Source organism: Mucilaginibacter aquaedulcis (assembly GCF_030409325.1).
Lineage (GTDB): Bacteria > Bacteroidota > Bacteroidia > Sphingobacteriales > Sphingobacteriaceae > Mucilaginibacter > Mucilaginibacter aquaedulcis.
On the sequence record NZ_JAUFPR010000002.1, the window covers coordinates 395807 to 418358 of the forward strand.

At 37.6% G+C, this 22552-nt stretch carries 27 protein-coding genes; 13 read left to right on the forward strand and 14 right to left on the reverse strand.

Features of this window, described 5'->3' with window-relative positions:
* Positions 1-31 precede the first annotated feature (31 nt).
* Positions 32-808 (forward strand): enoyl-CoA hydratase/isomerase family protein, encoded by a 777-nt coding sequence (locus QWZ01_RS06250; RefSeq protein WP_290322430.1) that lies wholly within the window; start codon positions 32-34, stop codon positions 806-808.
* A gap of 534 nt (positions 809-1342) precedes the next feature.
* Here the strand turns inward: QWZ01_RS06250 and QWZ01_RS06255 are convergent.
* Together QWZ01_RS06255 and QWZ01_RS06260 are read right to left on the reverse strand one after the other, a co-directional pair.
* Positions 1343-1657: a chaperone modulator CbpM gene (locus QWZ01_RS06255; protein ID WP_290322432.1), complete on the reverse strand. Its 315-nt coding sequence runs from the start codon at positions 1655-1657 to the stop codon at positions 1343-1345.
* Positions 1654-2550 carry a J domain-containing protein gene (locus QWZ01_RS06260; RefSeq protein WP_290322433.1) on the reverse strand — a complete coding sequence of 299 codons (897 nt, stop codon included), beginning with the start codon at positions 2548-2550 and terminating at the stop codon, positions 1654-1656. The genes QWZ01_RS06255 and QWZ01_RS06260 overlap by 4 nt, the downstream gene beginning before the upstream one ends.
* Before the next feature lie 161 nt (positions 2551-2711).
* Between QWZ01_RS06260 and QWZ01_RS06265 the strand changes: the two genes are divergently transcribed.
* Entirely contained in the window at positions 2712-3050 is a 339-nt protein-coding gene (locus tag QWZ01_RS06265) for a cupin domain-containing protein (RefSeq protein WP_290322434.1), read from the forward strand.
* Between the two features lie 17 nt (positions 3051-3067).
* The gene (locus QWZ01_RS06270) at positions 3068-3577 is read left to right on the forward strand and encodes a GNAT family N-acetyltransferase (RefSeq protein WP_290322436.1); all 510 of its coding nucleotides are present in this window, start codon (positions 3068-3070) and stop codon (positions 3575-3577) included.
* Here QWZ01_RS06270 and QWZ01_RS06275 read toward each other — a convergent pair.
* Positions 3574-4203, reverse strand: coding sequence for a chloramphenicol acetyltransferase (locus QWZ01_RS06275; RefSeq protein WP_290322438.1), 630 nt, complete (start codon positions 4201-4203; stop codon positions 3574-3576). The two genes, QWZ01_RS06270 and QWZ01_RS06275, sit on opposite strands and share 4 nt — an antisense overlap.
* The gene (locus tag QWZ01_RS06280) at positions 4200-4889 is read right to left on the reverse strand and encodes an HAD family hydrolase (RefSeq protein ID WP_290322439.1); all 690 of its coding nucleotides are present in this window, start codon (positions 4887-4889) and stop codon (positions 4200-4202) included. Before QWZ01_RS06280 ends, QWZ01_RS06275 begins: the two co-directional genes overlap by 4 nt.
* Positions 4890-5041: 152 nt before the next feature.
* Here QWZ01_RS06280 and QWZ01_RS06285 point away from each other — a divergent pair, with 152 nt between their 5' ends.
* Positions 5042-5401: a DUF1493 family protein gene (locus QWZ01_RS06285; protein ID WP_290322440.1), complete on the forward strand. Its 360-nt coding sequence runs from the start codon at positions 5042-5044 to the stop codon at positions 5399-5401.
* 21 nt (positions 5402-5422) lie between these two features.
* Here the strand turns inward: QWZ01_RS06285 and QWZ01_RS06290 are convergent, their stop codons facing one another.
* Together QWZ01_RS06290 and QWZ01_RS06295 are read right to left on the reverse strand one after the other, a co-directional pair.
* A complete protein-coding gene (locus QWZ01_RS06290; protein ID WP_290322441.1) occupies positions 5423-5644 on the reverse strand; it encodes a PspC domain-containing protein in 222 nt (73 codons plus the stop codon).
* A gap of 1 nt (position 5645) precedes the next feature.
* A complete protein-coding gene (locus tag QWZ01_RS06295; RefSeq protein WP_290322443.1) occupies positions 5646-6932 on the reverse strand; it encodes a DUF2851 family protein in 1287 nt (428 codons plus the stop codon).
* Between the two features lie 159 nt (positions 6933-7091).
* Between QWZ01_RS06295 and QWZ01_RS06300 the strand changes: the two genes are divergently transcribed.
* Both QWZ01_RS06300 and QWZ01_RS06305 read left to right on the forward strand, forming a co-directional pair.
* A complete protein-coding gene (locus QWZ01_RS06300) occupies positions 7092-8399 on the forward strand; it encodes an MFS transporter (protein WP_290322445.1) in 1308 nt (435 codons plus the stop codon).
* 126 nt (positions 8400-8525) lie between these two features.
* On the forward strand, positions 8526-9602 hold the full coding sequence (locus QWZ01_RS06305; protein WP_435404563.1) for a M20 family metallo-hydrolase: 1077 nt from the start codon (positions 8526-8528) through the stop codon (positions 9600-9602).
* 11 nt (positions 9603-9613) lie between these two features.
* Here the strand turns inward: QWZ01_RS06305 and QWZ01_RS06310 are convergent, their stop codons facing one another.
* The gene (locus tag QWZ01_RS06310) at positions 9614-10330 is read right to left on the reverse strand and encodes a ZIP family metal transporter (RefSeq protein WP_290322447.1); all 717 of its coding nucleotides are present in this window, start codon (positions 10328-10330) and stop codon (positions 9614-9616) included.
* Positions 10330-10893, reverse strand: a complete 564-nt coding sequence (locus QWZ01_RS06315) for a phosphatase PAP2 family protein (protein WP_290322448.1) — start codon at positions 10891-10893, stop codon at positions 10330-10332. The genes QWZ01_RS06310 and QWZ01_RS06315 overlap by 1 nt, the downstream gene beginning before the upstream one ends.
* A 333-nt stretch (positions 10894-11226) precedes the next feature.
* On the opposite strand from QWZ01_RS06315, the gene glmM reads away from it, so the two are divergent.
* The 3 genes from glmM (at position 11227) to QWZ01_RS06330 (ending at position 14491) form a co-directional block, all read left to right on the forward strand.
* On the forward strand, positions 11227-12615 hold the full coding sequence (gene glmM, locus QWZ01_RS06320) for a phosphoglucosamine mutase (RefSeq protein WP_290322449.1): 1389 nt from the start codon (positions 11227-11229) through the stop codon (positions 12613-12615).
* An 85-nt stretch (positions 12616-12700) separates the two neighbouring features.
* Positions 12701-13837, forward strand: coding sequence for a cysteine desulfurase family protein (locus QWZ01_RS06325; protein WP_290322450.1), 1137 nt, complete (start codon positions 12701-12703; stop codon positions 13835-13837).
* A gap of 162 nt (positions 13838-13999) precedes the next feature.
* Positions 14000-14491, forward strand: a complete 492-nt coding sequence (locus QWZ01_RS06330) for a hypothetical protein (protein ID WP_290322451.1) — start codon at positions 14000-14002, stop codon at positions 14489-14491.
* A gap of 80 nt (positions 14492-14571) precedes the next feature.
* Here QWZ01_RS06330 and accD read toward each other — a convergent pair whose 3' ends face one another.
* The gene (accD, locus tag QWZ01_RS06335) at positions 14572-15417 is read right to left on the reverse strand and encodes an acetyl-CoA carboxylase, carboxyltransferase subunit beta (protein ID WP_290322452.1); all 846 of its coding nucleotides are present in this window, start codon (positions 15415-15417) and stop codon (positions 14572-14574) included.
* Between the two features lie 200 nt (positions 15418-15617).
* Here accD and fbaA point away from each other — a divergent pair, with 200 nt between their 5' ends.
* The 3 genes from fbaA to QWZ01_RS06350 all read left to right on the forward strand — a co-directional run bounded on the left by fbaA (position 15618) and on the right by QWZ01_RS06350 (position 17673).
* Positions 15618-16697, forward strand: coding sequence for a class II fructose-bisphosphate aldolase (gene fbaA / locus QWZ01_RS06340; protein WP_290322453.1), 1080 nt, complete (start codon positions 15618-15620; stop codon positions 16695-16697).
* Between the two features lie 84 nt (positions 16698-16781).
* A complete protein-coding gene (locus QWZ01_RS06345) occupies positions 16782-17282 on the forward strand; it encodes a low affinity iron permease family protein (protein ID WP_290322454.1) in 501 nt (166 codons plus the stop codon).
* Entirely contained in the window at positions 17248-17673 is a 426-nt protein-coding gene (locus tag QWZ01_RS06350) for a GNAT family N-acetyltransferase (protein WP_290322455.1), read from the forward strand. The genes QWZ01_RS06345 and QWZ01_RS06350 overlap by 35 nt, the downstream gene beginning before the upstream one ends.
* Before the next feature lie 21 nt (positions 17674-17694).
* Here the strand turns inward: QWZ01_RS06350 and QWZ01_RS06355 are convergent, their stop codons facing one another.
* The 5 genes from QWZ01_RS06355 to QWZ01_RS06375 all read right to left on the reverse strand — a co-directional run bounded on the left by QWZ01_RS06355 (position 17695) and on the right by QWZ01_RS06375 (position 21832).
* Positions 17695-18471 (reverse strand): DNA-formamidopyrimidine glycosylase family protein, encoded by a 777-nt coding sequence (locus QWZ01_RS06355; RefSeq protein ID WP_290322456.1) that lies wholly within the window; start codon positions 18469-18471, stop codon positions 17695-17697.
* 57 nt (positions 18472-18528) lie between these two features.
* On the reverse strand, positions 18529-19413 hold the full coding sequence (locus QWZ01_RS06360) for a helix-turn-helix domain-containing protein (protein WP_290322457.1): 885 nt from the start codon (positions 19411-19413) through the stop codon (positions 18529-18531).
* The gene (locus QWZ01_RS06365) at positions 19414-20025 is read right to left on the reverse strand and encodes a pyridoxamine 5'-phosphate oxidase family protein (RefSeq protein ID WP_290322458.1); all 612 of its coding nucleotides are present in this window, start codon (positions 20023-20025) and stop codon (positions 19414-19416) included.
* Positions 20026-20121: 96 nt separating this feature from the next.
* Complete coding sequence (locus QWZ01_RS06370; RefSeq protein WP_290322459.1) at positions 20122-20742, reverse strand: carboxymuconolactone decarboxylase family protein; 621 nt, start codon at positions 20740-20742, stop codon at positions 20122-20124.
* 40 nt (positions 20743-20782) lie between these two features.
* On the reverse strand, positions 20783-21832 hold the full coding sequence (locus QWZ01_RS06375) for a winged helix DNA-binding domain-containing protein (protein WP_290322460.1): 1050 nt from the start codon (positions 21830-21832) through the stop codon (positions 20783-20785).
* Positions 21833-21943: 111 nt separating this feature from the next.
* Here QWZ01_RS06375 and QWZ01_RS06380 point away from each other — a divergent pair, with 111 nt between their 5' ends.
* Positions 21944-22090 (forward strand): hypothetical protein, encoded by a 147-nt coding sequence (locus QWZ01_RS06380; protein ID WP_290322461.1) that lies wholly within the window; start codon positions 21944-21946, stop codon positions 22088-22090.
* Positions 22091-22552: the final 462 nt, after the last annotated feature.

Sequence of the window (22552 nt, forward strand, 5' to 3'; positions counted from 1 at the left end):
CGGATCATATCGTTAAATAAACCTGTAAATTATGTCGTCTTTTGATAACGGAAAAATATCACTTTTAACAAGCACAAATGGTGTAGCTACAATCAGTTTTTACCACCCTTCACAAAACTCATTACCATCTAATCTTTTAACTGAACTTACATCAGCTATAACAAAGGCTGATCGTGATGCCACCGTAAAGGTTATTATATTAAAAAGCGAGGGAGATAGAACTTTTTGCGCAGGTGCAAGTTTTGATGAATTGATACAAATAAAGGACAAGGCAACAGGAGCGTTATTTTTCTCAGGCTTTGCAAATGTGATAAATGCCTGCCGCAAATCATCAAAAATTATTATAGTCCGTGTGCAGGGCAAAGCTGTTGGTGGTGGAGTAGGGCTGGCTGCTGTAGCCGATTATTGCCTGGCCAGTCAATTTGCGTCCATAAAGCTAAGTGAGTTAACCATCGGCATTGGGCCTTTTGTAATTTCACCGGCTGTAACCCGAAAAGTTGGTTTACCTGCTTTTAGTCAGCTTAGTATCCAGGCTTCTGAATTTCAAACAGCTCAATGGGCTTGCGATAAAGGCTTATATAACAATATTTATCCGGATATTATTTCGCTTGATGTCGGTGTTGATGAGCTTACGGAAAAACTTGTATCATATAATCCAGATGCGCTCAAGGCTTTAAAAGAAATATTATGGGAGGGGACAGAAAACTGGGATGAATTATTGAATGAACGGGCTGCCATAAGTGGAGAGCTGGTTTTATCAGCATTTACGCAGGAAGCATTACAACACTTTTTAGACGGAAAAAAGTAATATTGGAAATACAATATGTAATAACATAAAAAAGCGCCTATTATCTTTAAGCGCTTTTTAGCGTTATTACCAGTGCCTATAATGGCGTGGTGAGCGATAGTAAACCGGTCGATGGTAATAACGAAACGGATAATACGGACGACGATAATAACCGCTATAACCATAATATACCGGACTGTTATAATATGCATATGCAGGATACCCGCTTGCAATTAATACTCTGGTATGCGGATAATGGCCTCCAAATGTGGCTCCAATAGATATGGTTTGTGCTTTAGCAAATTGTACTGAAAAAAGTATTGCTAAAGTTACAATTGAAAATTTAAGCAGTTTCATAAATCAAAAAATTAAAGTTAATACCTTAGTTATTTTAATTTATAGACTATAAATCTCCCTTTAGGTTTAGTGGGTTTCTTTGAGAACCCCCAAGTCGTTATGATATTGCTATATTGAAATGTACGGAATAACCTAAATCGTTAATTGTGGGTGCCATTATTGTAAGTGAAACTATGATTTTGAAGTATAGATAATAGCTTACTCATTTTCATATAGTCTCAATTTGTTTTTTAAGTGACGTAAATCTTCCTGTGTTTTTTCAAAGCGGTCTAATAGATGAATAATGGCTTCGAGGCCTTCTATATTAATACCTAATTGATAAAGACTAATGAGTTTTTCAAGTTTCTGAAGTTCTGCTTTAGGTATAAATGTATCTTTATTAACAATAGTAACTTTTATCAGATCGGCCTCCTGTAACATTTCTACAAAATGGATCTCCACGTTGTGAAACATACAAAACTCACTTGTTGAAATTAAACCTGTTGTTTTCATCTTCTTGCTAATTTGCTTCACGATTTTGAAAGTTCTTCAAAGAGTTGTTTTTGTTTGTCGGTAAGGTTTACAGGAATTTGAATGTCATAAGTAAGGTACAGGTCGCCAAATTCATTAGCTTTTTTGTAAACAGGCATACCTTTTCCTTTGAGTTTTACTTTGGTGCCGTTTTGTGTTTCAGGTTTTACTTTAACCTTTACTTTGCCTGTTAAAGTGTCGGCCATTATTTCGCCGCCAAGTATAGCAATATAAAGGTCAAGTTTGATGGTAGCATATAAATTGATGCCATCACGTTTAAAGCGTGCATCATCGCTAATAGCAAATTTAATATAGAGGTCACCGGCCGGGCCATTATTTACTCCTGCGCCGCCATGTCCCGTTATTTTAATAGTTTGTCCGTTTTCTATTCCAGCAGGTATATTTATTCTGATACTTTTCCCATTTACAGTTAATGTACGTTTGTGGGTTTCCGCAATATCTTGTAGAGTTAAATGCAATTCAGAATTAAAATCTTGTCCGCGATATTTAGTTTGCCGGCTTCCTCCACCACCGAACATAGATTTAAAGAAATCAGAAAAATCGCCGCCGCCAAAACTTTCGCTGTCAGTAAAGTTTCCAAAACCACCAGCACCGCCGTAACTACCTTGCCTGCTTTGTTGTTGCCTTGCCTGTTGTTCATAAGCTTCACCATGCTGCCAATTTTCGCCGTACTTATCATATTTGGCACGTTTTTCCGGGTCACTCAATACTTCGTTGGCTTCATTTAGTTCCTGGAATTTTTTATGAGCATCTGCATTATCAGGGTTAAGATCGGGATGGTATTTGCGCGCCAGCTTTCGGTAAGCATTTTTGATGTCTTTATCTGAAGCTGTTTTACTTACGCCCAATGTTTTGTAATAATCAATGAAAGCCATATCAAGTGTAAAATATCTCAGTACTTATTGTTAACCCTAAATATACGGCTTAGTTTTTGGCTGTAAAGATTTTTAATGATTGTTCATCCATAAGAATTATTTGACTATATATAAATTTTATACTTTTACATCAAGCCTGCTTTACACAGTGCCTAAAAGTTATGGCAGATAGTCAAGTTTTTAATCAATTCGCCGATATCTCAATTAAAGAAATAGCCCCGGGATTTTTCTCTAAAATAATACATACGCCCACCAATACCATCAATTTCATAGAAGTGAAAGCCGGTTGTGTATCTCCGTTACATCAGCACATTAATCATCAGTGCGCTTTTGTTATTGAAGGGCAGTTTGAACTTACTGTTGATGGCGTATCCAGGATACTGGATACCGGCACATTTGCTATTATACCACCCAATGTGATACATGGAGGCCGGGCAATTACTGATTGTAAATTGATAGATATATTTAATCCTGTTCGTGAGGATTTTAAACTTTTATAAATTACGTTTCTGAATATATGCTAATTACTAAAGCATCAATTATTGATGTCCCGGAGTTAAATTTACTTGTTAACAGTGCCTACCGGGGTGAAGAATCAAAAAAAGGCTGGACTACTGAAACTGACCTCATAGATGGAATAAGAATAGACGAGGCTATGCTTATTGAATATTTGAGTAATGAAGCCATCAGTATTTTAAAGTACACTAATGAAGAAAATGTTATTACCGGCTGTGTTTATTTGGAGGTTAAAGGTAGTAAATTGTATTTGGGCATGTTTAGTGTATCGCCATTGCTTCAGGGCAAAGGAGTAGGGCGTGCTTTGCTTGAAGCAGCAGAAAACTTGGCAATTCAACTCAATTGCCATACTATAACGATGACGGTTATAAGTACACGTGCCGAACTCATAAACTGGTACGAGCGTCGAGGTTATAGCTTTACTGGTGAAATACAGCCTTTTCATGATCACGGCCGGTTCGGTAGCCCTAAGCAGCCAATCGAGTTGATAGTTATGGAAAAGACTATCTAAAGCCTCTCATTCATCAACTGCTGAAAAAGATCAACATATTGGCCTACATGAAAGCCATCAATTAGTGCATGATGAACATGAATAGATACCGGCATGGTTAACTTGCCTCCATTTTCTGTCATTTTACCAAACGATATTTTGGGACAGCTATCCTGAAAAGAAAAACTTCGCGCGTGCGACAGGCTGGTAAAATCTATCCATGGTAGTGCCGAATAATGAACAATGTCATCATTAAGGTTTTCTGCAAACAGGGTAGTTGTACTTTGCACGCGTTCAACTTCTTTATTGGCTCCAATTATAAATTCATCAAAAGAAGGATGGTAGTATACATATGAAAAACCGAATGTGCCATTGGCCCGACCGATAGTGGGGCCAGCGTTAATCTGGTCATATAGAAAAACTTCTTCACCATAAATACGGTATTTAAATGGTTCAAGAGTATTAACCGCTGTTAGTGATTTGTGCATGTAGTACCAAAAAAAAGATAGGCCGTTTGCTTTGGCTGATCTGTATGCTTCAGTACAATCAATATTTACAACAACACCATAAAAAGGCTCTTCAAAATTTTTAAAGAAATTAAAATGTTCTTTGCGTGCCCAGGTATCGATGTTTAGTTTTTGTTTCATATAGGTATATAAGGCAGAATTTCGCTTAAAGAATTTGCCTGTTTAAAATTTTGGTGTATTAGATTGGTTTCTACATGTTCATGGGCCCAGGTAGTGTGGAATGGAACATGAATAGCGTGTCCGCCAATATTGATAACCGGCATCACATCTGATTTTAAAGAATTGCCTACCATCAAAAATTCATCCGGGTCAATATCCAAATGCTTTATCAATTTGATGTAATCATCCTCACGCTTGTCAGACATGATCTCAATATGATGGAAATAATGTGCCAGCCCTGATTTTTTTAATTTTCGCTCCTGGTCAAGTAAATCACCCTTGGTGGCCACCACCAGCCTGTAATGTGGCTTTAATGTTGCCAGCACATCTTCTACGTTATCCAGTAGTTCAATAGGCTGGTTAAGCATTTCTTTACCATATTCAAGTATCAGGTCAACCGCTGCAAGTCCTATCTTTTTATCCGATATTTTAAGCGCAGCCTCAATCATGCTTAGAATATATCCTTTGATGCCATAACCGTAAAGTGCTAAGTTATCTACCTCTATCTTAAAAAGTTCGCTGGATATGGAATGTTGAGGCAAAAAATCTTCAAGAAGGCTGCAAAATTTCTTTTCCGTATTTTGAAAATAAGGTTCATTAACCCATAGGGTATCATCCGCATCAAAAGCTATAACTTTTAGTTCCATGTGCTTTTATTAAGAGAATACAATTATAAACATCGGGTTTTATTTCAAAACGATTTGCTGAACCTTTTCTGAAATAAAGCACTCAAAGATGCAACCTAATTTTAAAAAGTGCGTCTTATACATAAAAATGATCAAAACTTTATTCGTTTAAGATGGAAGAGATATTGCCGCCATTAAAAGAATTTATTGTTGATTATTGCAATCGCTACAAGATAAATCATGTTGACCCGGGGAGCTTAAGCCTGGATACCAGCATCGATCTTGATCTGGATATATTTGACATCGAGATAGATCTTTTTTTAGCCGATTTTGCTGACGAATTTAAAATAGACCAATCAAAATTTACCTGGTACAAATATGGTTATCCTAAAGGCTCAACAAGGGTAAGGATGATCAAGATAATGTTCGGCTACAATAGTACATGGGTAAAACAATTGGCTAAATACTGTTATAAGCCAAAGTTTAAGGTACGGCATTTACAGAATGCAGTTAAAACCGGAAAGCTTGTTTGAATAAATAAAAGATCTGAACAATTAAAGATCTGTAACCCCCGTATGGCGACGCTTTATATAGTTACGGATATCTAACACTATACCCGCAAAAAAGTAAAATATCAGGGGGAAACCTACAGCCAGAAAAGAGGAATAAATAAAAAATAAGCGGATTTTTGATATAGAAACATTAAACCTTTCCCCAAGATAAGTGCATACACCAAAGGAGTACCGTTCAAAAAAAGTTAATATTCTCTGTATCATTTCAGGCAAGTTTTAATATCTTATTACCAACGCCACATTGCAGGCATTTCTTATAATTACAATAATTATTTTTCAACTCCAGCAGGGCCTGCGACTCAAAAGCATTGTTAATTTTCAGCCCTAAGATAATAAAATCTTCGGTAATATTGTTTTGTTCTGCTGGTAAATTTTCCAATAACTTCAAACTACGGCTTATAAAATACTGCTGTTGATGTTGTTTTCCATAACTGAACAAAAATAAGGCCAGTGTATTAATAAGTAAGATATCAATAGATGAAGATCCGAGGTTTTTAGCTAATGGTTTCGATTCTATATCAAACTTATAATGATTATTCCAGTATTCATTTACTTTAATATCGGCAAACAAAGCTCTTAAGGAACTGACCTCTTTAATCTCCAATATTTTTGATAATAAATGGTTTGATTGGACTATCAACGCGGCAAATTGGGCCAACCTTATGGTAGGAAAGTTAGGTGGCCGCAGGCGCATAAATTTCCACAAATGTGTTTCAATTGGTTTCAGGTTATACTTTTTGCTCAAAAAATCATATTCCTTTTGCAATTTAACAGGATAATCATCTTTGAGCTCGCCATTCAAAAAACCTGCCTGGCCAAATATCAGGGCCTCAACTTGCATGGCATTATTTTTATGTTTAGCAAGTATAATTTGCGGTAATGATTTTGCTAAAAGCTCAAAGGGTAACGCGTTAATTTTAAAACCAAAGTTGGCAGCCAGAAATTGATAAAAAGTTTCTTCCCAATCGCCACGGTTAAGAGCCAAGGCATCAGTTACTGCTATTGACCGCTTTTCCAAACGCTCCACCAAAACCCGGGTAAGCCAGTTGTGCATGATCAGGCCATCAATACCGGCTATGCTACCTTCACAGGGTATGATTCTCTGATTGCCGAAAACCATTTGTCTGTAACGATCAAAAAGTTCATCAGGCACGCGATCTTTTAGCTGTAGGGTAGGTACTTTACGACCGCTGGATAAAATCAAAGGTTCATCATTACGGTATACCACGTGCAGTATTACGTTTTCATAAGCATTGTCTGTAGTATGGCCATGCTTTTGCCAGTCGGAAGCCGAGAGATGAACCTCTACATTGCCAGCCCATTCGGTTCCACCAATCCTTATTCTTGCGTTATGAAAATCCGGGCCGGAGTCTGTGTTGTGCATACCAACAGATAGTATCTCCAGCGTTTCACCATCATCGGTCAGTAAATCTTTTCGATCAAATAGCCTAAATTTCCAAACGTAGTGTAAAAAGTCTTCGGTAAAAAACATGAAAACAAAGTAAGCATTTTGCCCGTTGGTTTAATATGATTTTTTGATTGAATAAATTTTATAACTCTCAACTTTTTTCAATTAAGGGTTATGTTTCATCAGATAACATTAAACTGAAATTATCTCTTACTTTTAGCACTAAATAGCCTATACCAATATATGACGACCGAACAAACCACAGCAATCCCCAAAACCACAGGTGCAAGAATTAAATCAATAATTGGTGGCTCATTAGGGAATTTGGTTGAATGGTATGATTGGTACGTATACACTGCATTTGCTCTTTACTTTTCCGATGCTTTTTTTCCATCAGATAATCAAACCATGCAACTTTTAAATACAGCAGGGATTTTTGCCATTGGTTTTTTGATGCGCCCGATAGGTGGCTGGTTAATGGGAACATTTGCCGATAGATATGGGCGTAAATCAGCCCTAACCTCATCTGTGCTTTTAATGAGCGTTGGTTCGCTGATCATTACCGTAACACCGGGCTACCGGTCAATAGGAGTGGCGGCTCCTTTGCTACTGGTACTTGCCCGTATTATTCAAGGGATTAGTGTAGGAGGCGAGTATGGTACAAGTGCCACCTATTTAAGCGAGATGGCAGGCCGTAAGCATCGTGGATTTTACTCCAGCTTTCAGTATGTAACCCTCATCATGGGGCAGTTGATGGCATTAGGGGTTTTAGTTTTATTGCAACGCATTTTTTTAACCGAACAGCAACTGCATGACTGGGGCTGGCGCATTCCGTTTGGTATTGGCGCTTTTTTAGCTGTCATAACTATGTACTTAAGGCGCAGTCTTCAGGAATCAGTATCTTTTCAAAAAGAAAATACCAAATCGCGCTCCATGCAAGGAACGCTCAGCGCGTTGGCTAAACACCCTAAAGCTGTATTTACGGTTATAGGTTTAACTGCAGGAGGTACGCTGGCTTTTTATACGTTTACCACTTACATGCAAAAATTTTTGGTGAATACCTCGGGTTTTAGCAAGAACGATGCAACTTCAGTGTCAACACTTACGCTGGCGGTGTTTATGTTATTGCAACCGGCGTTTGGTTTACTGTCAGATAAAATAGGCCGTAAACCTTTGCTTATTGGCTTTGGTATATTAGGTACACTCACAACTATCCCCATCATGACCCTTTTGAGTGAGACTAAAGATTTTTGGATGGCCTTTATCCTGATATTATGTGCACTGATAATTGTAAGCGGATACACATCTATAAATGCCGTAGTAAAGGCGGAGCTTTTTCCGGCTAACGTACGGGCTTTAGGAGTTGGTTTCCCTTACGCTATAGCGGTTTCTTTATTTGGCGGCACGGCAGAATATATCGCTTTATTGTTTAAAAATGAACATCACCAGCAATGGTTTTATTGGTATGTAACTATCTGTATTGCATTGTCGCTCGTGTTGTACATTACGATGAATGATACCCGTAAACACTCCAAAATGGAAGATGACTGATCGTAACCTAAAGATTATTTGTTGCTGAAAGATAGAGTCCAATTGCGTATTTCATTTGTCATTAAGCGCAAATTAACCGGCTTTGAAGAAAAAAATATTAATTTTGCCCACTTACCATCATGGGATATGCCTACATATATGGCCGATAACAATAATTTATTTCAACTGGCAGTAACTTTACTGCAACAACTTATATCTATACCATCCTTTAGTAAAGAAGAGGATCGTACTGCCGATCTGATCAATGAACTTTTGCAGCAGCATGGCGTTCAAACCCATCGCAAAATGAATAACATATGGGCCTGGAACAAGCATTTTGATGCCTCTAAACCTACCATTTTGCTTAACTCTCATCATGATACCGTGAAACCAAACTCTGGGTATACACGTGATCCTTATGATGCCAAAATTGAAGATGGTAAATTATATGGTTTAGGAAGTAATGATGCCGGAGGTTGCCTGGTATCGCTTATAGCTGTATTTCTTTATTTTCATGACCGTGAAAACTTAAAATATAATTTTTGCTTGGCCACTACGGCTGAAGAAGAAATATCCGGCGTTAATGGATTAGAACTTATAATACCAGAATTAGGTAACCTGGAATTTGGCATAGTAGGCGAGCCAACCCTGATGCATCTGGCCATAGCCGAACGCGGCTTAATGGTTCTTGATTGTGTTGCACACGGCAGGGCAGGCCATGCGGCCCGTGAAGAAGGGGAGAACGCCATATATAAGGCTTTAAAGGACATAGAATGGTTCCGCAATTTTAAATTCCCTAAGGAGTCTGAAGTGTTTGGGCCTATCAAGATGTCGGTTACTATCATCAATGCAGGCTCACAGCATAATGTTGTACCGGCAAGTTGTACTTTTACAGTTGATGTGCGGGTTACAGATGCTTATCGTAACGAAGAAGTACTGGAGATCATCCGCCAGCAAGTAAGTTGTGATGTAAATCCTCGTTCTATTCGACTTAAGCCTTCGTCAATACCTAAGGAACACCCTATAGTTCAGGCCGGTATTACTTTGGACAGAACTACCTATGGTTCACCAACTACGTCTGACCAGTCGTTACTGGATATCCCTTCAGTAAAAGTTGGCCCGGGTGATTCGGCACGTTCACATACCGCTGATGAATTTATATATGTTGATGAGATCAGGGAAGGAATAGACTTATATATTAAAATGCTGGAAAGTATAAATTAAGATCAGGAACATTATAGCTCGCTTACGAAACCAGCCAGTGCTATTGCAACTCCCAATAGTACGGCTATCATTTTGCGCCTGTTAAAACGATGATCTGCATTTGATTCAAATAAGATGGTGGTTGATATATGCAGAAATATACCGATAACAACCCCCATAATACGGTTGAAATAATGCTGTAAATTGCCAATATTGCCATTACTCAGTGCCGTGCTGAAAAAATACCCCGCAGGCGCCATGATGGCGAATAATATTACAAAAATTACGGTATTGCGTTTGCTTTGTTTATTGGTTAACAATACAGTAGCCAGAGCAAAAGCAGCCGGTATATGATGCAAAGCTATACCATAAACCAACTGATCCTGGTTGCCTTGTGCAAGCGGCATGGCCTCTAAAAAGGCATGTAAACATAAACTTACCATAATAACCAGCGGGAATACCACCTGATCATGCTTGGGTTTATGCATATGTCCGTGTTCAATGCCGTCAGAAAACTGCTCAAGCACTATCTGGAATAAAAAGCCGGCGAGTATGAATACACCAACCCAATTATCGTTGCCATGATAAGCATCCGGAATTAAATGCAGTACGGTTATCCCAAATAAAAAAGCACCACTGAAAGATAATATTAGCTTGAGGGTTTTATGATTATCGCCCTTGAATAAAAATACAGATATGCCGCCACAAAATGCACTAAAGAATAACAAAATAACTTTCCAGGCAGTCATTAAAATTCAGGTTGTAGTTTTTTGAAGAATAAAGCAAACAGTGCGCCAGTAAGTGTACCATATAAGGCACCACAAATAATATCTACAGGAAAATGAACTCCTACATATACCTGCGCAAAGCTTATGAGGCCAGCCCACAAAATAGCCCAAAACCATATCCATCGCCATTTTCTAAAAAAAACAAAACTGAGGAATATAGCCACAGCGAAATGATCGGTAGCATGGGTTGAAGGGAAACTATAACCCGTACCACATGGAACCCTGCTAATATCTGTTTGCGAAACAATTGGGTCGCGGCAGGGCCTTAGCCTTTTAACATTGTATTTGATGATACTTGCGCTTGTAAAATCGGCAAAGCCTGCTGTTATGGCCAATAGAATAATGATTACTGCTCCCTGCTTTTTATAACGGTAAATGCAAAAGCCTATGATGAATATATAAAGTGGTATCCAGAATTTAGGATTCCGTAATAGCGGCATGATCCAATCAAAAAAAGCATTTGAAAGATCATGGTTTATAAAGTAAAATAAATGCCGGTCAAGTTGTAAAAGATAATCAGGCATTGGAGTGTTTTATATAAATATTCAATACGTATAACAGCTTTGTTAAGCAATAATTGCCAAAGTTATCAAATACTTTAATACAACATTGATGCAATTACATGAATGGAATTTAAATCAGAGAGATATTACTAAAAAAGTACGCAAAATGTACTTTTTTACGTTAAAATTGCACATGGAGTGATTGTATTGCTTAATCATTGAAAATGTAACGATTAAGTGATTGATTATATAATTATTGTGCATTTAGCTAATGAATTGAGCACTTAAACAATATAATTTGTATATAGCTATCGATTAAATATTTTTACTTTTGCCTCACAAAACAAAATAACTTTGACACTCATAAAATCTATTTCAGGGATACGCGGCACTATAGGTGGTGCGGCTGGTGATGGCTTAACGCCATTGGATATTGTAAAGTTCACGTCGGCTTACGGCGCCTGGGCAGTACAAAAATCAGGTATCAGGAAAATTGTTGTTGGTCGAGATGCCCGCATATCAGGTGCCATGGTGAATAACCTGGTTACAGGTACTTTACAAGGCTTAGGCATTGATGTTATTGACCTTGGTTTATCTACAACGCCCACTGTGGAAGTTGCTGTTACTGGTGAAAATGCTGCCGGAGGTATTATTCTTACCGCAAGTCATAATCCAAAGCAATGGAATGCGCTGAAATTATTAAATGCTGCGGGTGAGTTCATAAGCGATGCCGATGGCAAAGAGGTACTTGAAATGGCAGAGAACAGCGATTTTAAGTACGCAGATGTAAATGATTTAGGTAAAGTTACTTTAGATAATAGTTGGCTGCAAAAGCATATTGATCTGATACTGGCATTGCCACTTGTTGATGTGGCTGCTATTAGGAAAGCTAAATTCAATGTTGTAATTGATTGTGTTAACTCCACCGGTGGAATTTATGTACCTGCTTTACTAAGCGCATTGGGGGTTGAAACCGTTCATGAACTTTATTGTGAACCAGACGGAAACTTTCCGCATAACCCGGAACCATTGCCTGAAAACTTGATAGCGTTATCAAAAGAAGTTCTTGCAAAAAGAGCTCATTTAGGAGTAGCCGTTGATCCGGATGTAGATCGTTTGTGCTTCGTGTGTGAGGATGGAAATATGTTTGGCGAAGAGTATACCCTTGTAGCTGTAGCTGATTATGTTTTGCAAAATGTTAAAGGTAATACAGTTTCAAATCTTTCATCAACCCGCGCCTTACGTGATGTTACTGAAAAAGAAGGTGGCGAATATCATGCTGCGGCAGTAGGAGAGGTTAATGTGGTTAACAAAATGAAGGAGGTTAATGCAGTTATAGGTGGCGAAGGTAATGGTGGAGTTATATATCCCGAATTGCATTATGGTCGCGATGCATTAGTTGGCATTGCATTATTTTTAACTCATCTGGCTAAGTATGGTAAGTCAGTTTCGAGCTTGCGTATGTCATATCCTGGTTATTTTATATCAAAAAATAAAATAACATTGACACCTGAAATGGATATAGATGGCCTTTTAAGCAAAGTAGAGGAGAAATATAGCAAACAGCCTCATAGTACTATCGACGGACTTAAAATTGAATTTGATAAAGAATGGGTACATTTGCGTAAGTCAAATACAGAACCCATTATCAGGATATATTCTGAAGGAAACTCAGAAACTGTAGCAAACGGACTGGCAAATAAAATTATTGCCGATATAAAAGAGATTTTAAAAGTACAATAACATATGTTTCAATAAGTGATCGATGATCACTTATTGAAACAATTAATTTAATAAATAGATATACCCCAAAAATTCGATATTAAAAATGCGTGTTTATTTTGATAATGCAGCTACTACACCACTTGACCCTGAAGTTTTAAAAGAAATGTATAAAGTGATGGAGAACCACTATGGTAACCCTTCATCTATTCATTCGCACGGCAGGGAGGCAAGAACGCTGATTGAAAAATCACGTAAAACCATAGCTAATTTATTACATACTTCACCTGCTGAGATATTTTTTACTTCAAGTGGTACCGAAGCTGATAATACGGCAATTCGCTGCGGAATTATTGATAACCAGATAACTCATGCCATTACCAGCCGTATTGAGCACCATGCAGTGATCCATACGTTTGAGGCTATGGAAAAAACAGGTATCATAAAACTGAGTTTTGTTGACACAGATAACAAGGGTAATATTGATTACAATCACCTGGAAACGTTACTTAAAAACAACGAACGCAGTTTCGTGTCAATCATGCATGCCAACAATGAGATCGGTACCTTGTCTGACATGGAGCGTATCGGTGATCTGTGCGAAGCTTATAACGCCATTTATCATTGTGATACTGTACAAACCATGGGGCATTATCAGCATGACTTGAGTAAACTAAAAGCTCATTTTTTAGTATGCGCCGGACATAAATTACATGGCCCTAAAGGAGTAGGTTTTTTACACGTTAATCATCGTATAAAAATAAAACCTTTTATTTATGGAGGGGCACAGGAACGCAATATGCGTGGCGGTACCGAAAATATTTATGGTATAGTTGGTCTTGCTAAGGCACTTGAGCTGGCTTACACTGAAATGGATCAGCACCAAAAACATATACAAGGCTTAAAATCATATATGATGGGTAAATTAACCGATCAGATACCTGGTATTACCTTCAATGGGGAAACAGATGCCGATAAAAGTCTGTATACTGTGTTAAACATAGCTTTCCCGGAAATGGAAATGGGCGATATGTTGTTGTTTAATCTTGATATCGCAGGCATATCTGCATCTGGCGGTAGTGCTTGTAGCTCAGGAACCGATATTGGGTCGCATGTACTTACAGCTATTAATGCAAGTTCAACAAGGCCATCTGTCAGGTTTTCATTCTCAAAATACAATACTAAGGACGAAGTTGACTACGTGGTTTCTAAAATACGTGATCTCTGCCCTGTGAACGTTTAAATCATCTGATAATAATATTTTGAATCCACTATTTAGGTTAAGTTAAATAGTGGATTTTTATTTTGATGATTTATTTAAGAAATTTATTTTCTTATTTCGATAATCATTAAAACAATATACTAAGATAACAGGTTTACTCATTAACAACTAAATGAGAAACCTATGATAACTAATAGTGAAGAAGCCTGGGACGACCAGGATAATAATCGCAATGATTTCGATAATACCACCAATTCATTTGCCGGGCAAAATGAAGATGCTTTCAATAGCAATGAACTTGACGATGATGAATTAAAGGAAGATGAAGGTGATGATGATAGCGATGATCTGAAACCAACCTTTAACCAGGATAATTTAAACGATGGAGATGAGGAGTATGATCAGCCTTTGGAAATTCCGGATGAGGGTAATGATAATGAAATACCAGAAGAAGGAGAATCAGACAATGAGGATACAGGTTATCACAACCAGCCGGAAGTTGATCAGCCCCAAACTGGAGCCGATACTTCATACAGTGAAAAAAATGATGTAACACCACCCAATAAAAGAGAATTCCCTTCGGAAGGTCCTGCTCAAACAGATTTTGTAAGTCGTCCACATGGCCGTACTACTGGCAGGATGATAGGACATGAGCCAGGTACTGAAGGTATATAATAAAAATTAGATTGGGATATTTACCATAATAAGAAAGGCTATCCAAGTGGATAGCCTTTCTTATTATGGTTCTTGTTATTTTAATTAGCCATCATTTTGATAAAAGAAGCTAATTTCTCTTTCATTTCTCTTCTATCTACTATAAAATCAAGGAAACCGTGTTCCTGAACAAACTCTGCAGTTTGGAAACCTTTTGGCAAATCTTTCTTTATAGTTTCCTTAATTACTCTTGGGCCGGCAAAACCAATCAATGCGCCGGGTTCGGCAATATTGATATCGCCCAGCATGGCGTATGATGCAGTAACACCACCTGTAGTAGGATCAGTAAGTAAAGAAATATATGGGATTTTAGCCTGTGATAATAAAGCCAGCTTAGCCGATGTTTTAGCCATCTGCATTAAAGAGAAAGCCGCTTCCATCATTCTTGCACCACCGGATTTTGATATCATCAGGAACGGAACTTTATTAGCTATGGAATAATCAATAGAACGGGCAATTTTTTCGCCTACTACAGATCCCATTGAACCACCAATAAAGTTAAAATCCATGCAGGCAATTACGATGTCCTGCCCATCAATTTTACCGACTCCGGCGCGTATAGCATCCTTCAACCCAGTTTTAAACTGTGTTTCGGTTAGTCTGTCTGTATATTTTTTAGTGTCTTCAAAGTGTAGCGGATCGCCCGAAGTAAGATCAGGATACAACTCTGTAAATTCGTTATTATCAAAAAGTACCGCAAAGTATTCTTTTGAACCTATGCGCAGGTGATAGCCACAATAGTGACAAACATATTGATTTTCAACCTGCTCTGAATAATGCAGGGGTTTCTTACAATTTGGGCATTTATTCCAGATCCCATCGGGGGCTTCCTTCTTTTCCTCAGTAGTCGTAATAATCCCTTTCAACTCTCGTTTAAACCATGCCATATCTATGTCGAGCTCTTTCAATTGACCACAAAGAAACGAAAAAAATTAGATTTGAAGTGGGAGTTTTGTCATAAGAAATAAGATTTCTGCTATTCAACAAAAAGAAAAAGACATAAGCTGCTGAAAATATTTAAAAATCTTGTATCTATTGTGTTATAATTCATATCAAAATTATAACTTCGAGGCCCAAATAAAAGCTCATGGATTTAAAAAATTATAAAGGTGTTCTGCACGGCGATCAGGTGCAGGAACTATTTGAAGTAGCTAAAAAGCACCAGTTTGCTTTACCAGCGGTAAATGTTACTGGTACCAATACCATTAACGCGGTTATGGAAACTGCAAAGCAGGTAAACTCTCCGGTTATTATTCAGCTGTCAAATGGTGGTGCACAATTTTATGCCGGTAAATCACTGGATAATTCAAAACTACAGGCTTGCATTTTAGGTGCAGTATCTGCAGCTAAACACGTTCATTTATTGGCAGAGCATTATGGCGTTGCTGTGATTTTGCACACAGACCATGCCGCCATGAAATTTTTACCATGGATAGATGGTTTGCTTGATCATGGAGAAAAATTCTTTGCCGAAACCGGTAAGCCTCTTTTCTCATCACACATGCTCGACTTATCTGAGGAGCCAATTGAAGAAAATATTGAAATTTCTGCTAAATACCTGGCACGCATGGCTAAATTAGGTATGACGCTTGAAATTGAGTTAGGTGTAACTGGCGGTGAAGAAGATGGTGTCGACAACTCTGATGTTGACAGCTCGCGTTTATATACTCAACCAGAAGATGTTGCTTACTCATATGAGCATCTATCAAAAGTAAGCGCTCGCTTTACAGTTGCTGCTGCTTTTGGTAACGTGCACGGTGTATATAAACCAGGTAACGTTAAATTACAGCCAGTAATTTTACATAACTCACAAGAGTATGTGAAACAACACTTTGGTTTAACTGCCGAAAAACCGATCAACTTTGTATTCCACGGTGGTTCAGGTTCAACTCAGGAAGAAATCCGCGAGGCTATTTCATATGGCGCTATCAAAATGAACATTGATACCGATATGCAATGGGCTTTCTGGGAAGGTATAAAAGATTATTATAAATCAAAAGAAGGTTATTTACAGCACCAGATCGGTAACCCTGAAGGTGAGGATTCTCCCAATAAAAAATATTATGATCCACGTGTATGGTTGCGCAAAGCCGAAGAAACCTTTGTTAAAAGGTTAGCCGTAGCTTTTGAAGACCTGAACTGTGTTGATGTAAACAGCAAGTTATAATATTCATCAAAATTTAACAAAGCGCCATTACATTTGTTGTAATGGCGCTTTGTTGTTTATATATTGTAACAAAAAATTAAAATAATGACACCTCAAAAAAAGAATTTATTTGAAAGGTTTGCCAATTGGGCAACCATAGCAACCGGTAGCTCTGCAGCCTTTTTAATTGCAATAAGTGTCATTATTATATGGGGAATAACAGGCCCCATATTCCATTATTCTGATACCTGGCAGCTTATTATCAATACAGGAACAACCATTGTTACATTCCTGATGGTTTTTTTGATCCAGAAATCACAAAACAAGGATTCAAAGGCTATACATCTAAAATTGAACGAATTGTTGGCCTCCCATCAGGGGGCCAGTAACCGGATGGTTGATATTGAAGATATTACCGAAAAAGAGCTTGATCAGTTGCATAAATTTTATGTGCAATTAGCTGAATTGGCCGAGAAAGAGGATGATTTAACCTGTACGCATTCTATTGATGCGGCCGAAGAAAACCACACCGAAAAATTAAATTTACTTAAGACTAAACCACATTATACCAATGCCCACAAACTTAAAAGTAGAAAAAGTAACTGAACAAACAGATCTTGATCAAGTATTTGCCGTTAGGAGAGAGGTGTTTGTTGTTGAGCAAAATTGTCCTCCGGAACTCGAATGGGAATTTGAAGATGAATCGAACCATTTTTTAGCTACAATTAATGAAGAGCCTGCCGGTGCATGCCGTTGGCGCAAAACCGATAAAGGATATAAGCTAGAACGATTTGCTGTGTTGCAGAAATTTCGTGGTCACGGAGTTGGCCAAGCACTGGTACAAGCCGTTTTGAATGATTTGCCTGCCGATGCGGGTTACGTTTATTTACATGCCCAGGTTCAGGCTGTATCACTTTACGAAAAATTTAACTTTGAGAAAACAGGTCCTGAGTTTGAAGAGGCTGGCATAAGGCATTATAAAATGATCAGAAAATAACAACTTACTATACCTAACGGTTCAGGAATACAATTCCTGTTCATCGGTATAATAAGTTTTGCGCGTTCCATCTTTTATTTTGATCTCTGCACCCTTTGGGCTATGTGTTTTCTTTGAATTGTGGATATGCATAAAATCCCTGATCTCACCGCTAATAATTTCAGGATTAGATCTAAGTATTTGTTTCTCTGCGTCCATTAAAACAGTGTGTATGGATTGAACCAATTCTTTTACTTTACCAGCAGGTATCTTGTTGCTTGCTGAAAACGGAGATATACCCGCATGCCACAAAATTTCATCAGCATAAGCGTTACCAATACCACGAATAATTTTTTGATCGAGCAATACAGTTTTGATATTGGTCTTGGTTTTTTGCAGCCGGGCCGACAGATAATCAACTCCGGCATTTTTTGATAACGCATCGGGCGATTCTTTATCTTCAGGATTTAAAGTAGGATTAGCTATGCCCTGAAAATCGGCGAGGGCTAAACCTGTACCATCTGTGAAAAGTAATTCTATAATAGAGTATCTGTTGTCATTTTGGCCATTAAATAAAAACAGTTTACCATTCAGCATTAAGTGTAGTGCCAATACATCGCCCTTTGAAAACTTAATATATAGCTCCTTACCTTCCCGGTAAACTTTATCAAGCTTTTGACCTTCAAGCGTGTCCTTTAACTCTTTATGAGTTACATTTAGCTTTTTGGCATTTACAATATTAACCTCCTTAAGCGTTTTTCCGGCCAGCTTTTTATCAAGGTTATAACTGAATGCTTGCAGATCTGGTAATTCGGGCATGGTTTAATATTTTATTACAAAACCAAATATACTTGTATAAGTTTATTTTATGCTGATTTAGGCACTCGCCCTGCCAAAACCAACGGTATCACGATATAATTGAGGTGATACATCGGCATTGGTTTTAAAAAAGCGGCTAAAGTAGTATTCATCATCGTAACCTAACTCGTAAGCTATTTCTTTTATAGGCTTGTTTGTTAAATACAGTTCGCGTTTGGCTTCAATAATAATCCGTTCGGCAATGAGATTACTGATTGTTTTGTTAAAATGTGTTTTAGTAATACGGGCTAATGCCTTAGCCGATATATTAAGCATATCAGCATAATCGCTTGCGGTATGTTTTGTTTTATAATGAGCGTCAATAGCTTCTTTCAGGTTATTCAATATATATGGTTCTTTATCCTTTTTGTCTGTGCCTTGTTCAAGCGCTTGTTGCTGCGATTTCAATCGTGATGCTGTTATCAGGAATATCTTAAGATAAGATACCAGTATTTCATACTGAGCCAATGCATTATTTTGCATTTCGGTTTTAATTTGGCTAAGCATAATATTAAAAGTAGAAGCGCTTGCCTCATCAATTTTAATGTATGGAGGATGGTATATATTATCAAATAAAATGCCGCTGCATGACACTTCTTTGTGATGTTTATGGATACAAAAGAAATCAGGGTGAAACTGTATGGCTACTCCGCTTATGTTTATATCCGATGTTAGCATGAACGGCTGATAAGGAGTAAATGCCAGCATAGTATCAACTTCATAATCATATGTTGAAAAATCAGACTTTAATTTACCTTCTCCTTCTTTTATCCATATTATCGAAAAAAAATTATTACGCTGTAAATGATCAAAATAGCTGTTGTCTTCAAACCAAAAGAGTTTGAAGGCAAGGTTACCCGTTATAGGATCAACCATCGTATACGTATTTTTTTCTTCTGACATTTATTTACCTAATTGAGCCTTTAAAGCCGCATTCTCGGCCCGTAGTTTGTTAATGTACTCATGCTGTGCCTCAAACTCATCCCTGATCTCTTCAAGGGTATACCTTGGAGTGATGTGTTGAGGACAATTCCAATCGTATGCTTTAACTTTAAACAAAATTATTCTTTCAGGCTTAAATTTATAGTCATCCAGATTGAGTTTATTAAATAATTCTGTGTTGCTCTCAATAGGGAGCACGCTTGCCTCAGCAAATATTTTTAATCGTGCTTTTGCTGCCTGATCAAGTAAAAACAATGCAGTTTTATTGTTAGTGGCTAAGTTGCCGGTAGAAATGTATTGTTTATTGCCACTAAAATCAAGAAAACCAAGTGTTTCTTGGTCAATTACCTTTAAAAAACCTTTGGGGCCACCGCGAAACTGTATATATGGATAGCCGTTTTCACTTATGGTCGACATGTAAAAATTATCCTGATTTTCTATAAACTCAACTTCACTTTCAGTAAAACCTTCTACATACCGGTGTTGTTCCATTCGGCCATAAGTTGCCCGGCTTCCGTAACGTTCCTGAAAATCTTTTACGGCATCGGTAAAAGCCATTTTTGGATAGTTCATGATGTGGTTTGATTAAATTAATTGATAAAAATCAGAAAAAGCCAACAGCTTGCACTATTGACTTTTTTTGTTAATATGTTTGTACCTCAAAAATAATTAGGCTTCAATAGCAGCTAATGGTTTAGCCACTGGGAAGTCAATTTCTGTATCGGCTGTATTGTTAAAATAATTGGTTAATACATTTAATGCTACATGGCCAACAATTTCGCCAATTTCACCATCGGTAAAGCCTGCAGCTTTTACTGCTGCCACATCATCGCTGTTCACTAAACCATTTTTAGCTACTAATATATTAGCAAATTTAAGTGCGGCATCTGTTTTAGCATCAGCTGCATTACCATGACGGGCATTTACTATGCTCTCATTATCAATATGAACCAGCTTTTCGCTAATATAGGAGTGCGCAGACAGACAGTAATCACAATTGTTTTTTTCTGAAACATATAGCGCCAATAATTCACCGGTTTTTGAGCCAAGTGATCCATGAGATAAAGCTCCGCTCAGATTTAAGTAACCTTCTAACAAAGCGGGAGAGTTTCCCATTGTACGCATCATATTTGGAACAACACCTAATTTACCTTGTATTGCATTGAATAATTCTTTTGTTTTACCTGTAGCCTCATCTGGGCTTATTGCTTTTAAACGTGCCATTGTCTTATTTTTTTGATTGTCGTTATTGACAATACAAAGTTGCACACTGCAGGCTTCCTGTAACATGGATGAATTTCGTTAGTACATGGACAATTTTACCAAGCATTCAAAACATAAACTTTTGATATCTTTTTGAAGCAGATTCAACAGCCATAGTTTGCGATTTATTCAACTTACCAAACAGGTTAAGCGTTATATCAGCTTTTGTCTTTTTTAGGGTTCTTTGCCAGGTACCCACAACCTGGCTATCAACCACAATTGCTGCGTCAAAAATAACATACATAGCCTGCTTTAAATATAATGGGTTAACCATAGCAGTCCTGTCTTTATAGGCGATAGCAAACTCATCATACATTGGCAGTAAATAAGCTGTTGGTTTTTGTGGTAATAGAAAATCTTTACTATGTGGCATCCAGTAAGTTTTATCATCAACTATCTCATTAATCAGTTGAGATTTTAAATTTTCAAGTCCAACTCGGGCGTCAGAGATAGTTAAACCGCTCCAGTAAGCAAAGTCATGAAGAGTGGCCGGCCCGCGGCTGTTAAAGTAGCCGGTTGCAAGTTTTGTAAGTGCTTCTTCGTGACTCAACTGCGGTACAAGCGGTGCATGATCATCAAGCAGGGCATAGGTAAACTGTTTTCCTTCACGGGCTCCATTACAAATTACCTGATCCAATTCGGCCCGCATCAATAATAAAGTAAGGCGTAAGTCATTGGTTGCAATGCCCGATTGTGTAAGAAGGCTTTCTACAGCTGGCCGTGCAAGTTGTTTGTTGCCTTGTAAGGCTTTGGCAAGTATATCATTACTTTTTGCGAATAGTTTATCATTTAATTCAAATTTTTTGTTCATGGCGGCATTAGCGGAATGAATCCTCGGAGCTGTGAGTGTAAGCAGCCACCTTATGTTCGTAGGCGAAACAAAGTGCCAGGTTGGTCGCAGTAAATGGGTACGTAATATTTTACCGTCAATTATGGCTTGCTCAATTTTATCGTCTTTGGCGTTCGGCATTCGCAAACCAATAGCCCATTTGGCACCTGCGTAATCTTGTGCCTGCATTGCTACCATATAATTAACAACTTCCTCTGGCTTATTAAAGCCGGGCGTTGTAATTTGCTGATTAAGCATGCGTGTTGCGGCAAAATAATTATGTTGCATATGTAAGTTGCTATATTATAAAGTTAAAATTAATCAGCCTATATGACAGCAGGTTGTCATCAGCTTAAAAAGTTATTTGCTTTATTTAGGAGATAACTAATTTTACACCTCATGATAAATAGAATAAAACCAGGATATTTTGCAGGTGGATTTATAGTGGGCTTGGTTATTGGCCTTATTTTGCACAGTTTAAAAGCAGGTGTAATTATAGGAGTAGTGATAGGTGCTATGATCACAGCCAGAAAAGCCAACGAATAAATGATTATTCTTGTTACAAGCTTTTGTAACAAAGTTGTAGTAATAGCTCATGGTAGCTATGTTTACCTTCACTTAATGATATGTTAATATAAAGGGAGTTATTTCGCAGCGCATGAAAAAAGGGCTTTGTGTTATATCACCTTTATCATTGTTTAGCTGCATAAACAAAGCTAAATATGGCTCACAAACAAACCTGCAACATAAGTTTGTGACCAACTTCTCTAAGCTCTTCTTATTTTCTGCTCCTATAATAACTGATGGTAAACTTTATAGAAGTTTAAATCATTGGTGTTGTTATGATAAAAACGCTTTGAGCACTATCCTAAACCCATAAGAATATTTTGTAATAAAAGTACCCAATAGGGATACTTTGTTTTATCTGAATATAAAAAAGAAGAACAGCGGCAAATGATCAAGTGTTCGTTGATTTTATTAATTATTTGATCAGTAAAAGTTTTTTAT